Below are 15,298 nucleotides of genomic sequence, written 5' to 3' on the forward strand. Positions count from 1 at the left end.
AGGAGGAATATAAAAATGGCAATTGTTCACGGTACAGATCAAACCTTCAATCAAGAAGTAGAAAACGGATTAGTATTAGTAGATTTCTGGGCGACTTGGTGCGGGCCATGTAAAATGATCGCTCCAGTACTTGAGGAATTAGATGCTGAAATGAGCGATAAAGTGAAAATCGTAAAAGTAGACGTAGATGAAAACCAAGCTACTGCTAGCGAATTTGGTATCATGTCTATCCCTACACTAGTATTATTCAAAGATGGTAAGCCAGTAGATAAAGTGGTAGGCTTCCAACCAAAAGAAGCATTAGCTCAATTTGTAGAAAAAAATGCTTAATAAATAAAACCGGGTCCTTTTAGGCGCCCGGTTTTTTTAAAGACAAGAAAGTATATAATTCTAGTCTAGCTCCAGCGCCTTGACCCCTCGAGATTACTTGTGCCACAGTTGTGGTGGTGTGGTCTCCTTACTGTTCCCCATTTGCTTATCGGGACAGACATAGGCGCTTGTGCTTTTCTTAAAAGGTGATGAAATGAACGAATTAATTCAACAGAAATGTGCCATTTTACCTGACCAGCCCGGCTGTTACCTGATGAAGGACAGACAGGGCACTATTATTTATGTCGGGAAAGCCAAGGTATTAAAGAACCGAGTACGTTCCTATTTTACCGGTTCACATGATGGAAAGACCCAAAGATTAGTACAAGAAATCGTTGACTTTGAATATATCGTAACGTCGACCGAGCTAGAAGCACTGATTTTAGAGCTTCATCTTATCAAAAAGCATGACCCTAAATATAACGTCATGCTGAAGGACGACAAAACGTATCCATATATAAAAATTACAGCTGAAAAAAATCCTAAGCTGATTATTACTAGACAGGTTAAGAAGGACAAAGGGAAATACTTTGGTCCTTATCCAAATGCCCATGCAGCACATGAAACAAAAAAGCTGCTTGATCGTTTATATCCCCTCCGCAAATGTCAGAAGCTCCCAAACAAGGTGTGTCTCTATTATCATATTGGTCAATGTTTGGCTCCATGTGTGAATGATATTGAGGACAATGACTATACGGAAATCATCCAAGGAATGATCAGTTTTTTAAATGGTGGCCATGGAGATGTAAAAAAGAGCTTAACGGAAAAAATGAATCACGCAGCAGAGAATCTAGAATTTGAAAGGGCGAAAGAATATAGAGATCAGATTGCCCATATTGACCAAGTGATGGAAAAACAAAAGATGACGATGAATGATTTTACAAATCGAGATATCTTTGGCTACAAGGTGGATAAGGGTTGGATGTGTGTGCAGGTGTTTTTTATTCGCCAAGGTAAGCTAATAGAAAGAGACGTATCTCTATTCCCGCTTTATCGTGACCCAGAAGAAGAGTTTCTTACCTTCCTAGGGCAGTTTTATGCAAAGGCTGAGCATATTAAACCGAAAGAAATATACGTTCCTGCTACGACAAATATAGAGCTTGCGACGGAGCTCTTGCAAATGAAAGTAATCGTTCCGCAAAAGGGTACTAAGAAAAACCTAGTAGACCTAGCACAAAAAAATGCGGAAATTGCATTAACAGAGAAGTTTCACTTAATTGAAAGACAAGAAGAACGAACAATCGGAGCGGTGGAGGAACTTGGTAAGCTAATGGGGATAGCTGCTCCTAAACGGATAGAGGCTTTTGATAATTCTCATATTCACGGAACAGATGCTGTATCTGCAATGGTCGTATTTGTCGATGGAAAGGCACATAAAAAAGATTATCGTAAATATAAAACACGAACTGCCGCAAAGCACGATGATTATGGTGCTATGCGTGAGGTTGTAAGGAGAAGGTATATACGAGTGTTAAAGGACGATCTTCCACTTCCCGACTTAATCATTATTGATGGAGGGAAAGGGCAAATAGAAGCGGCTAGGGAGATTATAGAGGATGAATTGGGGTTAGATATTCCAATAGCAGGTCTAGCTAAGGATGGTAAGCACCAAACCTCCTCTCTTCTTTATGGCGATCCACTTGCAATTATTCCAATGAAACGTACTAGTGAGGCTTTCTATCTTCTTCAGCGTATCCAGGATGAGGTCCATCGATTTGCTATCACTTTCCACAGGCAGCAAAGAGGAAAGCATACAATTGCCTCTTCTTTAGATGGTATTCCAGGAGTAGGCCCTACTCGTAAAAAACAGCTATTAAAGCATTTTGGCTCTTTAAAGCGTATGGAAGCAGCTACAAAGGAAGAATTTATGGAAGCTGGTATTCCTGCTAAATTATCCGAACAATTAGTGGAGCATTTTCAAAAAAGTTCCTTGTCTTCCGAATAATACTGTGTTATGTTAGTAAAAACTTAATATTCACTTTTCAGTGAAGATAGAGGTGCGAGTCAACAAGAGTAATCTACAGGAGGAAGAAAAGTTCCTGCGATTGTAGAGGAAAGGGTTGTTCGCCGAAATATAGGATGGCTTTTCTCATTCTATGTTGGTCCTGCGTTTAAGAAATGTAGGATTGTCAGAATGTATATTCTGGAGGGCTATCTCAAATAGACATCTTTTTGACCGTGTATGAGAGTTAGCTTTTCACAATATGTGAAAAGCTTTTTTTTATCCCAACAGAGACTCGGGGTTAACTCGAGATGACGTATGTCATAGAGAAAAAAGGGAGATGAAAAATACGTGAGTAGAATTGTCATGAAATTTGGAGGAACATCTGTAGGTTCTATAGAAAAAATTGAGCATGTAGCAAGACGGATTCGAATAGAAAGAGAAAAGGGGCATCAAATTGCTGTCGTTGTGTCAGCCATGGGCAAGTCAACGGATGAGTTAGAAAAACTAGCAGCAGAGATTACGGACACACCAGTGAAAAGGGAGATGGATATGCTTCTATCAACTGGAGAACAGGTCACAATGTCCTTATTGGCTATCCAATTAAATGCCCTTGGAATAAAAGCAATTTCCTTAACTGGTTGGCAAGCAGGCATTATAACTGACCAGGTACATAGAAATGCTCGAATTGAAAAACTAGAATCAGAAAATATTCAATCCTACTTATCAGAAGGACAGGTAGTCATTGTAGCAGGATTCCAAGGCATGACAAAAGACTCTGCTATTACGACGCTTGGTAGAGGCGGCTCTGATACCACTGCAGTAGCGATTGCAGCTGCAATTGAAGCAGACATTTGCGATATCTATACAGACGTGGATGGTGTGTATACGTCCGATCCAAGGTATGTGAGAGATGCAAGAAAGCTAAAACAGTTAGAATACGATGAAATGCTAGAACTTGCTAACTTGGGAGCAGGTGTGCTTCATCCGAGGGCAGTTGAATTTGCCAAAAACTACAAAATTCCTCTCAGGGTTAGAGCGAGTTATAACGAAGGGGAAGGTACTATATTAAAGGAGGAAGTAGATTTGGAAAAAAACCTGATTGTTCGTGGAGTAGCGTTTGAAGCAGATATAGTACGGTTAACAATCGAATATGAGGTGCCTTTCAATGGATCGTTGTCCTCCATATTTACCACCTTGGCAAATCATCATATAAATGTGGATATTATTGTCCAAAGTATTATTGACGGTGTAAAGCCTACTGTATCTTTCTCTATTAAAAAGGAATCCCTTGCGGAGGCGATTTCTGTCTTAGAATCCCATAAGGGACAACTTGGTTTTACTTTTGCGGATTTTGAAGTAGGTCTTTCAAAAATTTCAATAGTTGGTTCAGGTATGGTCTCTAATCCGGGGGTGGCTGCACAAATGTTTGATCGATTGAGAAAGGAAAATGTGCCGATTAAAATGGTCAGCACCTCAGAAATAAAAGTGTCCGTAGTAGTTCCACAGGAAAATATGATTCAAGCGGCAAATGCTTTGCATGAGGAATTTGGTTTGGCAATCAGTAACTAAGCTCCAGATAAAAAAGCCAATCCAGTTATCATGGATTGGCAGTTTCTTTGTTATTTACTTTTTGCATCCCATTTAATAAGAAAAGAGACAATTCCTGTCTTTTTTGTAATCTCATCATAGCATTCTGTCAGATAGCCCTCAATTTTTTGATGTTGCTCAGCTAGAAAACCCGCCTCCAAGCTATGGCATCTATTTACTCCGCTAGGAGGTAAATGATACATATGTAAAAGATAGGACAAGGAATCCTTTGTGGATTTCTCTAATTCAAGCTTTCCCCAACCTGCTTCGTGAAAGAATGAGACAGCTTCTTCCATTGAATAAAGGGGAAATTTTCGAGCAAGATCTTTTCCCGCCCAATATAAAATATCTTTTTCATGTTTCCCGAGAATGGAAGTGAGAACGTGATCTCTTAACAGCTCATACCCGAAGGTAGAAACCTGGGACTCTTCTCTTTCACCCATGTACAACCCTACTTTCAACGCAATTTAACAAAACTACTACTCTATTTTAGCATAAATACTTTTTCTAGAGAAAAGGAATACTTTGTGAAAAAAGATACAATCTGTTATAGAGGAAACAGAGGGAAAGATATGCAAAATGCCCAAACATGCCTTGACGCTCCAAAATGTTGAGAGTACAATGGATATGTCATAAATTCGAAACATGAAGACAATAAACAAAATTGATACAATTATTTTATCGAAATAATAAATCTTTTTGTTTTATGTCAATTTGAGGGGGGTTATTTTGTTGACGAAAGAACGCGAATTTTACATGCGTCGTTTGCATTCTCTACTTGGTATTATTCCAGTAGGAGCATTCTTAATGGTTCACTTAGTAATAAACCATTTTGCTACAAGAGGAGAAGAGGCTTATAACAATGCTGTTGGGTTTATGGAAAGTATGCCGTTCCTCATTTGGATGGAAATATTCGTAATTTACATTCCATTGCTATTCCATGCTTTCTATGGTATTTATATCGCATTTACGGTTAAGTATAATCCAAATAGATATGGTACCCTAAGAAACTGGTTATTCATTTTCCAACGTTTTACCGGTATTTTCTTAGTTGTATTTATCGCATGGCATGTATTTGAAACTCGTTTCCAAAAAGCAATTGGTGCGAAGGAAGTTAACTTTAATATGATGGAAGAAATTCTGGCAAACAATTGGATGCTAGGTTTCTATATTGCTGGGGTTGTCTCTGCGGCATTCCACTTAGCAAACGGAATTTGGTCTTTCCTTATTAGCTGGGGAATTACACAATCTCCAAAATCACAAAGAATCACTACTTATGTAACTTTAATAATCTTCATAGCGATATCTGTAGTTGGTGTACAGGCGCTTCTGGCATTTAGATAAGAACCTACTACACTTTAAAACTACTTAATTAATGAGGAGTGAGATAGAATGGCAAAGAATAAACTGATTGTTGTCGGTGGAGGTCTAGCAGGACTGATGGCAACAATGAAGGCTGCCGAGGAAGGTACGCCAGTAGATCTATTTTCATTAGTTCCCGTAAAACGCTCACACTCTGTTTGTGCTCAAGGCGGAATAAACGGGGCTGTAAATACAAAAGGTGAGGGAGATTCACCTGCAGTTCACTTAGATGACACTGTATATGGTGGAGACTTCTTAGCTAACCAACCTCCAGTAAAAGCAATGACAGATGCAGCTCCTGGAATTATTCACTTATTCGACCGTATGGGAGTTATGTTCAACCGTACTCCAGAAGGTCTTTTAGACTTCCGTCGCTTTGGTGGTACACTTCATCACCGTACAGCTTTCTCTGGTGCGACAACTGGTCAGCAATTGCTTTACGCACTTGACGAGCAAGTTCGTCGTTTCGAGGTAGAAGGTTTAGTAACAAAATATGAAGGTTGGGAATTCCTGGGTATTATTAAAGACCAAAACGGACATTGCCGTGGTATTAAAGCACAAAACCTTCAATCTATGGAAATCCGTGCATTCCGTTCTGATGCTGTTATTCTAGCAACAGGTGGACCTGGGATTATCTTTGGTAAAACAACAAACTCTATTATTAACACTGGTTCTGCAGCTAGTATCGTATATCAACAAGGTGCATACTATGCAAATGGAGAATTCATTCAAATCCACCCAACAGCAATTCCTGGAGACGACAAGCTTCGACTAATGTCGGAATCAGCACGTGGAGAAGGTGGACGTATCTGGACATATAAAGATGGTAAGCCATGGTACTTCTTAGAAGAAAAATATCCTGCATACGGTAACTTAGTACCACGTGATATTGCAACACGTGAAATCTTTGATGTATGCGTTAACCAAAAGCTAGGTATTAACGGGGAAAACATGGTATACCTTGATCTTTCCCATAAGGATCCACATGAACTAGACGTTAAACTAGGTGGAATTATCGAAATTTATGAGAAATTCACAGGTGATGACCCTCGTAAAGTTCCAATGAAAATCTTCCCTGCAGTTCACTATTCAATGGGTGGATTATGGGTTGACTATGACCAAATGACAAATATCCCTGGATTATTTGCAGCTGGTGAATGTGATTATTCTCAACATGGTGCAAACCGTTTAGGAGCTAACTCATTACTTTCTGCAGTATTCGGTGGAAGCGTTGCCGGTCCAAATGCAGTAAAATATATGAAATCCCTAGACTCTCATGCTGACGATTTAGATGCTTCTATTTATGAAGAGGCAGTGAAGGAAGAGCAAGAGAAATGGGATGCAACACTTGCTATGCGTGGAACTGAAAATGCTTACTTGCTACACAAAGAGCTTGGTGAGTGGATGACAGACAACGTAACAGTTGTTCGTTACAACGATAAATTAGAGGCTACAGATAAAAAAATCCAAGAGCTTCTTGAAAGATATGAAAATATTAATATGGATGATACGCAACGCTGGTCAAACCAAGGCGCATCATTTACTCGTCAATTGAAAAATATGTTATACTTAGCACGTGTTATTACGTTAGGAGCATTGAATCGTAATGAAAGCCGTGGCGCTCACTACAAACCTGATTTCCCAGAGCGAAATGATGAAGAGTGGATGAAAACTACAATGGCTAAATTTGATCCAGCAACCGGAGCGCCTATTTTCCACTATGAAGATATAGACGTATCGCTTGTTCCACCACGTAAACGCGATTATTCTTCTAAGAAAGGAGAACATTAATCATGGTGACAGCTACGGAAACAAAAAAAGTACAGCTTGAAATTTTCCGTCAGGATACTCCAGAATCTAAACCATATTGGGAAAAATTCGAAGTAAATTGGCGTCCAAATATGAACGTTATCTCCGCATTAATGGAAATCCGTAACAACCCAGTAAACGCTGAGGGGAAAGCTACTGCACCTGTTACTTGGGACATGAACTGTCTTGAAGAAGTGTGTGGAGCCTGTTCGATGGTTATCAATGGTCGTCCACGTCAATCTTGTTCTACTCTAGTTGATCAGTTGACGCAGCCAATCAAATTGGAACCAATGAGAACGTTTCCAGTAGTACGTGACCTTCAAATTGATAGAAGCCGTATGTTTGACGCTTTGAAAAAAGTAAAAGCATGGGTACCAATCGATGGATCTTATGATCTTGGTGAGGGACCACGTATGCCAGAGCGTAAACGCCAATGGGCTTACGAGCTTTCCAAATGTATGACTTGTGGTGTTTGTTTAGAAGCATGTCCAAATGTAAATGAAAGTGCTTCATTTATTGGACCAGCTCCACTATCACAAGTACGTTTATTTAATGCTCATCCAACTGGTGCGATGAACAAAGACGAGCGCTTAAATGCAATCATGGGAGATGGGGGCCTTGCAAACTGTGGTAACGCACAAAACTGTGTCATCGCATGTCCAAAAGGTATTCCATTAACAACTTCTATTGCTGCGCTTAACCGTGATACAACAGTTCAAATGTTTAGAAACTTCTTCGGAAGCGATAACATGGTAGACTAATATAATAAAAAACTGCGTAGAACAAAATATTCTATGCAGTTTTTTTCGTTCTTTGTTACAATAATAAAAATGAACAACTATTCATTTTGTGGCGAAGGAAAAGGGGATGAAGTAATGAGAGCATCATACATAGAAGATTTAGCAACATGGGAGAAAGAGTTTTCTTTTTATTCAGAGGTAAGTGTTCGTTTTTCTGAAACGGATATGTACGGTCACTTAAATAACACCGTCAATTTTGCTTATTTTGAATATGCACGTATTGAATATTTTAAACATATCAAACTGATGAATGACTGGTTGAATCCCAAGGGAGAAAAAATACCTGTAGTAGCAGATCTTCAATGTGATTACGTCAAGCAGGTTTTCTTTGATGAAAAGCTACGTATTTATGTGAAGGCGAATTCTATTGGTGGCTCTTCTGTAGATATTCATTATATGGCGAAAAATGCGAAAGATGAAACTGTGTTTACTGGAAGAGGTACGATCGTACAAATTGAAAGAAAAACGGGAAAAGCTGCAAAATGGACGGAAGAAGAACGAAAAGTTTTTGAAAAGAGTATTCTGTAGCCGTCACCACCTCTATATACCCTACATACGTTAGAAGGAGAGCGGATAGGGGGCTATGGCATTGTACGATGGAAATCAGCAACGATCAATATTGACGAGTAGAGAACGTCAAATTTTTCAATTACTCGTAGAGGACAATTCTACAAAGGATATTTCAATTCAGCTATCTATTAGTGAAAAGACTGTTAGAAACCATATTTCGAACACCATCCAAAAACTTGGCGTTTCTGGAAGATCACAAGCAATTGTTGAACTATTAAGGTTGGGTGAATTGTCATTGGATTAATATGAATCCTTGCCATTTTCCTCAGAACAGTTCACAATAATAGATAGATGTATTGTTTTGAGGAGTGAAGCATATGGCAGAGGAAACAAACATGGTTAAGCAAAACCTGGAAGATGTTGCTTTTATAGAAAAAGAACTTCGACATATTTCCGGTATTATTAAACAAAAAGGGCGTCAAATCCTTAATTCTTATACAATTACACCTCCACAATTTGTTGCATTGCAATGGCTCTATGAGCATGGTGATATGACAATTGGGGAATTATCAAATAAAATGTACTTAGCTTTTAGCACAACCACGGACCTCATTGATCGAATGGAGAAAAATGAGTTAGTCCAGCGGGTGAGAGACGAACAGGATCGTCGGGTTGTTCGCATTCACCTTCTAGTGGAAGGAGAAAGAATTATCCAAGAGGTAATTGAAAAGCGACAGCAATACCTTGAAGAGGTTTTAAAGCAATTCGAACCAGAACAAGTAGCAAATTTATCAACTTTATTAGAAAAATTACATCAAGCGATGAAGAACTGAGGAATTAACGTGAAAGCCCCAATAGGTGTGATAGATTCCGGAGTCGGAGGATTAACTGTAGCAAAAGAAATCATGCGACTCCTCCCAGACGAAGAAATTATATATATTGGCGATACAGCAAGATGCCCATATGGGCCGAGGTCGAGTGAAGAGGTACGAAAGTTTACGTGGCAGATGGCTCTCGCCCTGTCTAAAATGAATATTAAAATGCTAGTGATAGCATGCAATACTGCAACTGCGGTAGCGCTTGACTCCTTAAGTAAGAAAATGCCATTCCCAGTGATTGGCGTTATTTTTCCAGGGGCGCGTGCAGCTAGTAAAGCAACGAAAACACATGAAATTGTAGTATTAGGTACAAGCGGTACAATTAAAAGCGGAGCCTATGAAGAAGCGATAGCTGCTCTTCATTCCTCCAGCAAGATAATTGGATTAGCTTGTCCAACATTTGTTCCCATCGTAGAAAGTAATGAGTACGAGGGTGAGTTTGCGAGAAAGATGGTTTTTGAAGCTCTCGCTCCCTTAAAAACGGAGCAATTCGATACGGTCATCTTGGGCTGTACACATTATCCGCTACTGCAAAAGCATATTGAAGAGGCGGTTGGTGATACTATACATGTACTATCCTCTGCGGAGGAAACTGCGCATGATGTGAAGGAGTACTTAGATTATCATCAGTTGCACCATCCTGAAAAAGGGATGAAGACGCCTATATTCTATACAACTGGCTCTGTACCGATATTTAAAACAATTGCAGAAAAATGGTTAGCAATACCAAACGCTGACGTAAGAACAATTTCATTTTAAAAAGGACCCTGTTAGAAGATTTCAGATAGCGGGGTCTTCTTTTGTCCAAAACATTAAAGGAGAATATGATGAGCAGAATTGATGGACGACAACCAAAGCAACTAAGAGAAGTAAAAATCGATACCAATTATTTAATGCACCCAGAGGGATCTGTTCTCATTTCCGTGGGAAATACAAAGGTCATCTGTAATGCGACAATCGAGGACAGAGTACCACCATTTTTAAGAGGACAGGGAAAAGGCTGGATCACTGCAGAGTACTCTATGCTCCCAAGGGCTACAGAAGCTCGTACGCAGCGTGAATCAAGTAAAGGCAAGGTTACAGGTCGCACAATGGAAATTCAGCGTCTAATCGGACGAGCACTGCGTTCAGTCGTTGACCTGGAATTAATCGGAGAAAAGACTATCTGGATTGACTGTGATGTCATTCAAGCAGATGGAGGGACAAGAACGGCTAGTATCACCGGCGCATTTGTAGCCCTTACGATTGCTTTACATAAGCTATACGTAGAAAAAGAGCTTCCGACATTCCCAGTTCGACAATTCCTAGCGGCGACAAGCGTTGGCATAGTTGAAGAGATTGGTGTTGTTCTAGACCTGAATTACCAGGAGGACTCAGCTGCTGCAGTGGATATGAATATCATACAAACGGGCAATGGAGAGTTCGTGGAGCTTCAAGGTACAGGAGAGGAAGCGACTTTCTCAAGGAAGGATCTACATGAGCTGTTGGAGTATGGTGAATACGGCATCCAACAATTAATTGAAATACAAAAGGCTGCGTTAGGTGACCTTGCGAATAAAATCGGTGAGGGAGAGAATGCATAATGAAACAAATTATTATTGCAACGAAAAATAAAGGAAAAGCAAAGGATTTTGAAGCATTATTTAACCCCCATGGCTACCAAGTGTTAACGCTACATGACGTAGCAGAGCATATGGATGTGGAAGAAACAGGTACAACATTTGAAGAAAATGCATTATTAAAAGCGAGAGCTCTAGCAGAGTATTTACAGGCAATCGTCATCGCGGATGACAGTGGTCTTGAGATTGACGCATTAGATGGCCGCCCAGGCGTTTATTCTGCCCGATATGCAGGAGAAGAGAAGAGTGATGAGGCAAACATGCAAAAAGTGTTAGAAGAGCTTCAGGGTGTTCCTGAGAGCGAAAGAACAGCTCGCTTTGTTTGCGCAATTGCAGTTGCCTCTCCATCCATCGAGCCATTTACAGTCCGAGGAACATGTGAAGGCATTATCGCAACTGAGCGAAGAGGGACAAACGGGTTCGGCTATGATCCAATTTTCTTTGTGCCTAGTGAAGGGAAAATGATGGCCGAGCTATCTCCTGAGGAAAAAGGTGCTATATCTCACCGTGGAAATGCACTTCAACAGTTATCCTCCAGACTAACAGAATTATTGGGGTGATTGGATGAAAATACTCGTTATTAGCGACACACATGGCGACAAGCGTAGAATGGAGCATGTGATAGCCAACAATCAGGATGTTGACCTAATCATTCATTGTGGTGATAGCGAGCTAGAAGCTGCTTATTTTGACAATAAAGAAATTCAGATTGTACGAGGTAACTGTGATTTTGATGAACATTATCCGGAGGAAAGAATTCTGGAGCTAAATCAGGAGAGATTTTTAGTAGTTCATGGTCATAAGCATAACGTAAAAAGTACGCTAATGCCTCTTTTTTATCGGGCGAAAGAGGTTGAGGCTACGGTTGTATGCTTTGGTCATTCGCATCTATTGGGAGCAGAGCTGCAGGACGGAATACTCTTTGTGAACCCGGGCAGCTTAACAAATCCTCGTGGTCGCAAGGAAAAGAGCTATGCCTTGCTTGAAAAGACTGACTCCAACTGGGTCGTTACATTTTACGATGAGGAAAATAAGGAAATAGAAAAAGGTATTTTCTAAATTTCTCAAAATACGATTGACATTCAATAGTTATCATTATATAATAAATTTTGTCTTTCCCATCAGATTTGATCGGAAAGAAAAATGTCTCGGTAGCTCAGCAGGATAGAGCAACGGCCTTCTAAGCCGTCGGTCGGGGGTTCGAATCCCTCCCGGGACGTAATTATTTAGAAAAATTTCACTAACTGAAAAGCGCTTCAAATCCTTCTATGTCAAGGGTTTGGAGCGCTTTTCTTTATTAAAAAAATAATGTCATAAATCTACTGTTACATTTATTTGGAAATTAAGTATATGATCGACCTTGCTAAATGGTAAAATTAGGTATACTTAGTTTAAAAAGTAACCTAACTTTCTATTTAAAAAGGCAGGAGGATAAAATGAGTAAAAAAATTCGAATATTAATTAGAGCTTCCATAATTTTAAATGTCTTATTGATTTCAATAGTAGCTTGGGGATTTAATCAAATGAATTATGTTACAGAACGTGTCCTTGTATTGGATGTCGCCGATAATTTATTTACATTGAACAATAAAATTACACACCAAAGTGATAATGATTGGGCAAATCCAAGTTTGGTTACTGATGAAGTAATTAATACTATAGAAGGTATTTCTCTTAGTATGAATATTGCTGCCACTTCGAATACACTTTCAGAGAAAGATTTAGAAATTCTTTGGCAGTTATGGGGTGTTTTGAGTGAATATCGACCTTATCCAATGGACACATTTGATAGTTATAGTAATATATCCGAGCAGGACATTAACGATTTTGAACAATTAGGCCAATTATTAAGTGAAGTTGGAATAGATATCAAAAATGCAAATGAATTTGGTTGGGAGACAGAATCTCTTATAGAAACATTTGAAGAATTAACAGTACAAATAGAAAACCGATAGTATGATGTATGAATCGATAAAGAGTTAAACCTTACCCTAGTGTTCCCTTAAACAAGAGGGATAGGATGATAAATTTTTCCTTATATTGAGTAGTTTCTCCGTAACATTTAGTATTATTAGAATTTAAGAACATTTCAATATTCTATTGACCTATTATGCTAACCTTGTTATTATTCTACTATAATTTTTAAACTGAATAGATACACCTTGTATAATTTCAAGAATATGGCTTGAAAGTTTCTACTAGCTACCATAAATAGCTGTCTACAAGGAATGGGAAATGTATTTAATCTTTATTCCATTTCGTAGATAAGCTTTGGCCAAATAGTGGTCAAAGCTTTTTTTATATCAAGGGAGATTGGACCATCTTTAAATCTAGCATATAGGAGACTACATCATGAGAAACTTTTTTAAATTTACAGAACGGAATACGTCCTATAAGCAGGAAACAATCGCAGGAGTAACGACCTTCCTATCTATCGCTTATATATTAGTCGTAAATCCAATTATTCTTAGCCAATCTGGGATGGATAGTGGGGCAGTATTCACTGCAACTGCCCTTATGGCAATCATCGGAACGCTAATGATGGGATTGCTTGCTAACTTTCCAATTGCCATTGCGCCTAGTATGGGATTGAATTCATTTTTCACTTTTTCTGTTTGCATTGGAATGGGGATAGAATGGCAAGTTGCTTTAACAGGAGTGTTTGTAGCAGGGATTATTTTTATGGTATTAAGTCTACTGAAGATCCGAGAGAAGATTATTAATATTATTCCAATCGATTTAAAATATGCGATAGCTTCTGGGATTGGATTCTTCATCACATTCATTGGCTTAAAAAACGGTGGAATTATTATAGGGAATCCAGATACATTTGTTTCAATCGGGGATTTAAATTCACCAATGACCTTACTTGCAATTCTCGGCCTTGTCATTACAATCGTTCTGTTAGTTCGAGACGTAAAAGGTGGCATTTTCTACGGAATGGTTATCACAACGGTTGTAGGTATGCTTTTCGGATTGATTGAAGTTCCTTCATCCGTTGTTGGGAATATACCGAGCCTTGAACCAACATTTGGTGTCGTCTTTTCCCATTTAGATGATATTTTTACCCCTGAAATACTGACGGTTATTTTCACTTTTTTAATCGTTGCTTTTTTTGACACAGCTGGTGCATTAATCGCACTTACTAGTCAAGCAGGAATGATGAAAGGGAATACTATCCCGAATATCGGAAAGGGATTACTTGCCGATTCTTCTGCTGCAGCAATTGGCGCTGTATTAGGTACATCGACACCGGCTACAAGTATTGAATCTTCTGCGGGTATTGCGGTAGGAGGAAGAACGGGCTTTACGTCTATTATTGTTGCAGCATGTTTTCTGGTTGCTTTATTCTTTTCTCCGCTTGTTGCAGTAATTTCCGTGGAAGTTACATCAGCTGCTTTAATTATTGTCGGTGCATTAATGGCTATGGAAATTAGTAAAATAAATTGGAAAAAATTAGAGGTCGTCATTCCTTCTTTTTTAACCATTATTATGATGCCTCTGACTTCTAGTGTAGCAATCGGGATTGGACTAGGCTTTGTTCTTTATCCAATTTGTTTAGTAGCACAAAAGCGTTATAAAGAAGTTCATCCAATTATGTATATGCTTTGTTTGTTATTCATTTTGTACTTTGCTTTTATTGTGTAGAAAAGTTGCTACTAGAGAGCAACTATTAAACGGAAAATGCATCAGAACCTTGCAAGAAAAGGTTTTGATGCATTTTTTATTCTCTAATTTTACTTTTGCCATTTCTTTTTGAGCTTATTTCCTAGTAAAAACAAAGCTAAAAGGTACAATGCAATGACCAAAAGAGAGTGCCAGTTTCCTGTTGCCATTTGATGACCTGCCAATGAAAACCCTAAAATGGTCGGGAGTTTTCCTAAAAAGGTAGTGGCGATAAAGGGAAACAGTCGAACATTCGAGATGCCAGCTATTAAATTAACGCCGGCAGAAGGCATAATTGGAATGATACGACCAAGGAAGACCGCTAAAAAGCTGTTAGTCTCAATTAGCTGAAGATATTTTGTGAATGTCTGTCGTTTTGCTAAATATTTCATTGCGATATTACGCAATACATTTTTACTGAGTAAAAATAAAATAACCGATCCCGTAATCGTACCTGTCATATTGATCAGTAAACCTATTTTGAAGGAATGCTGTCCAGCTATCAAGGCAGCTACCAATGGTATCGGAGCAAATGGCACCATAGAGACAAATGCCATCGCTAAAAATTGATAGAGCCAATCGAATGAATGCTCGCTTTGTAAGATAGAAAAGATAGTTTGTTTCATTGTAAAGCCTTTCTAGTATGTTTTAGTTATAGTATACAAAAAATTGGCTGGTTACTCATACATACACAAATTAGAGCTATGACGTAAGGGGTATTACTCGTTTATAATAAAAATTTTTGATATTATG

General features: G+C 38.8%; 17 protein-coding genes, 1 tRNA gene and 2 riboswitches. Of the genes, 16 read left to right on the plus strand and 2 right to left on the minus strand.

Features of this window, described 5'->3' with window-relative positions; genetic code table 11:
* Positions 1-9: 9 nt before the first annotated feature.
* From trxA to AC1ECF_RS00510, 3 genes are all read left to right on the plus strand, one after another.
* On the plus strand, positions 10-330 hold the full coding sequence (gene trxA / locus AC1ECF_RS00500; RefSeq protein ID WP_480387718.1) for a thioredoxin: 321 nt from the start codon (positions 10-12) through the stop codon (positions 328-330).
* A gap of 193 nt (positions 331-523) precedes the next feature.
* Positions 524-2,314: an excinuclease ABC subunit UvrC gene (gene uvrC, locus AC1ECF_RS00505; RefSeq protein WP_480387426.1), complete on the plus strand. Its 1,791-nt coding sequence runs from the start codon at positions 524-526 to the stop codon at positions 2,312-2,314.
* A 39-nt stretch (positions 2,315-2,353) separates the two neighbouring features.
* Positions 2,354-2,531, plus strand: a riboswitch (Lysine riboswitch).
* Between the two features lie 131 nt (positions 2,532-2,662).
* On the plus strand, positions 2,663-3,883 hold the full coding sequence (locus tag AC1ECF_RS00510; protein ID WP_480387427.1) for an aspartate kinase: 1,221 nt from the start codon (positions 2,663-2,665) through the stop codon (positions 3,881-3,883).
* Between the two features lie 50 nt (positions 3,884-3,933).
* On the opposite strand, the gene AC1ECF_RS00515 is transcribed toward AC1ECF_RS00510, so the two are convergent.
* Complete coding sequence (locus AC1ECF_RS00515; protein WP_480387428.1) at positions 3,934-4,344, minus strand: YslB family protein; 411 nt, start codon at positions 4,342-4,344, stop codon at positions 3,934-3,936.
* Positions 4,345-4,633: 289 nt separating this feature from the next.
* On the opposite strand from AC1ECF_RS00515, the gene AC1ECF_RS00520 reads away from it, so the two are divergent.
* The 13 genes from AC1ECF_RS00520 (at position 4,634) to AC1ECF_RS00580 (ending at position 14,527) form a co-directional block, all read left to right on the plus strand.
* On the plus strand, positions 4,634-5,245 hold the full coding sequence (locus AC1ECF_RS00520) for a succinate dehydrogenase cytochrome b558 subunit (protein ID WP_480387429.1): 612 nt from the start codon (positions 4,634-4,636) through the stop codon (positions 5,243-5,245).
* A 48-nt stretch (positions 5,246-5,293) separates the two neighbouring features.
* Positions 5,294-7,054 carry a succinate dehydrogenase flavoprotein subunit gene (sdhA, locus tag AC1ECF_RS00525; protein ID WP_480387430.1) on the plus strand — a complete coding sequence of 587 codons (1,761 nt, stop codon included), beginning with the start codon at positions 5,294-5,296 and terminating at the stop codon, positions 7,052-7,054.
* Between the two features lie 2 nt (positions 7,055-7,056).
* Entirely contained in the window at positions 7,057-7,833 is a 777-nt protein-coding gene (gene sdhB / locus AC1ECF_RS00530; RefSeq protein WP_480387431.1) for a succinate dehydrogenase iron-sulfur subunit, read from the plus strand.
* 114 nt (positions 7,834-7,947) lie between these two features.
* Positions 7,948-8,400 (plus strand): acyl-CoA thioesterase, encoded by a 453-nt coding sequence (locus AC1ECF_RS00535; protein ID WP_480387432.1) that lies wholly within the window; start codon positions 7,948-7,950, stop codon positions 8,398-8,400.
* Between the two features lie 61 nt (positions 8,401-8,461).
* A complete protein-coding gene (locus tag AC1ECF_RS00540; RefSeq protein WP_480387433.1) occupies positions 8,462-8,686 on the plus strand; it encodes a helix-turn-helix domain-containing protein in 225 nt (74 codons plus the stop codon).
* 73 nt (positions 8,687-8,759) lie between these two features.
* Complete coding sequence (locus AC1ECF_RS00545) at positions 8,760-9,215, plus strand: MarR family winged helix-turn-helix transcriptional regulator (protein ID WP_480387434.1); 456 nt, start codon at positions 8,760-8,762, stop codon at positions 9,213-9,215.
* Between the two features lie 9 nt (positions 9,216-9,224).
* Positions 9,225-10,019, plus strand: coding sequence for a glutamate racemase (gene racE, locus AC1ECF_RS00550; protein ID WP_480387435.1), 795 nt, complete (start codon positions 9,225-9,227; stop codon positions 10,017-10,019).
* Between the two features lie 68 nt (positions 10,020-10,087).
* Positions 10,088-10,843, plus strand: coding sequence for a ribonuclease PH (gene rph / locus AC1ECF_RS00555; RefSeq protein WP_480387436.1), 756 nt, complete (start codon positions 10,088-10,090; stop codon positions 10,841-10,843).
* Complete coding sequence (locus AC1ECF_RS00560; protein ID WP_480387437.1) at positions 10,843-11,439, plus strand: XTP/dITP diphosphatase; 597 nt, start codon at positions 10,843-10,845, stop codon at positions 11,437-11,439. Before rph ends, AC1ECF_RS00560 begins: the two co-directional genes overlap by 1 nt.
* A gap of 4 nt (positions 11,440-11,443) precedes the next feature.
* Positions 11,444-11,938, plus strand: a complete 495-nt coding sequence (locus AC1ECF_RS00565; RefSeq protein ID WP_480387438.1) for a metallophosphoesterase family protein — start codon at positions 11,444-11,446, stop codon at positions 11,936-11,938.
* Between the two features lie 86 nt (positions 11,939-12,024).
* Positions 12,025-12,098 (plus strand) — tRNA-Arg (locus tag AC1ECF_RS00570).
* Positions 12,099-12,315: 217 nt separating this feature from the next.
* Complete coding sequence (locus tag AC1ECF_RS00575; protein ID WP_480387439.1) at positions 12,316-12,834, plus strand: hypothetical protein; 519 nt, start codon at positions 12,316-12,318, stop codon at positions 12,832-12,834.
* Between the two features lie 187 nt (positions 12,835-13,021).
* A riboswitch (purine riboswitch) is annotated at positions 13,022-13,121 on the plus strand.
* A 110-nt stretch (positions 13,122-13,231) separates the two neighbouring features.
* Positions 13,232-14,527, plus strand: a complete 1,296-nt coding sequence (locus AC1ECF_RS00580; RefSeq protein WP_480387440.1) for an NCS2 family permease — start codon at positions 13,232-13,234, stop codon at positions 14,525-14,527.
* Between the two features lie 89 nt (positions 14,528-14,616).
* On the opposite strand, the gene AC1ECF_RS00585 is transcribed toward AC1ECF_RS00580, so the two are convergent.
* Positions 14,617-15,171: a TVP38/TMEM64 family protein gene (locus AC1ECF_RS00585; RefSeq protein ID WP_480387441.1), complete on the minus strand. Its 555-nt coding sequence runs from the start codon at positions 15,169-15,171 to the stop codon at positions 14,617-14,619.
* Positions 15,172-15,298: the final 127 nt, after the last annotated feature.

Source organism: Psychrobacillus sp. Z3-81, assembly GCF_056620325.1.

Coding starts and splice junctions, on each gene's coding strand:
- uvrC (WP_480387426.1), top strand. CDS start 524: ATGAACGAATTAATTCAACAGAAATGTGCCATTTTACCTGACCAGCCC.
- AC1ECF_RS00515 (WP_480387428.1), bottom strand. CDS start 4,344: ATGGGTGAAAGAGAAGAGTCCCAGGTTTCTACCTTCGGGTATGAGCTG.
- sdhA (WP_480387430.1), top strand. CDS start 5,294: ATGGCAAAGAATAAACTGATTGTTGTCGGTGGAGGTCTAGCAGGACTG.
- sdhB (WP_480387431.1), top strand. CDS start 7,057: ATGGTGACAGCTACGGAAACAAAAAAAGTACAGCTTGAAATTTTCCGT.
- AC1ECF_RS00535 (WP_480387432.1), top strand. CDS start 7,948: ATGAGAGCATCATACATAGAAGATTTAGCAACATGGGAGAAAGAGTTT.
- AC1ECF_RS00545 (WP_480387434.1), top strand. CDS start 8,760: ATGGCAGAGGAAACAAACATGGTTAAGCAAAACCTGGAAGATGTTGCT.
- rph (WP_480387436.1), top strand. CDS start 10,088: ATGAGCAGAATTGATGGACGACAACCAAAGCAACTAAGAGAAGTAAAA.
- AC1ECF_RS00560 (WP_480387437.1), top strand. CDS start 10,843: ATGAAACAAATTATTATTGCAACGAAAAATAAAGGAAAAGCAAAGGAT.
- AC1ECF_RS00565 (WP_480387438.1), top strand. CDS start 11,444: ATGAAAATACTCGTTATTAGCGACACACATGGCGACAAGCGTAGAATG.
- AC1ECF_RS00575 (WP_480387439.1), top strand. CDS start 12,316: ATGAGTAAAAAAATTCGAATATTAATTAGAGCTTCCATAATTTTAAAT.
- AC1ECF_RS00580 (WP_480387440.1), top strand. CDS start 13,232: ATGAGAAACTTTTTTAAATTTACAGAACGGAATACGTCCTATAAGCAG.
- AC1ECF_RS00585 (WP_480387441.1), bottom strand. CDS start 15,171: ATGAAACAAACTATCTTTTCTATCTTACAAAGCGAGCATTCATTCGAT.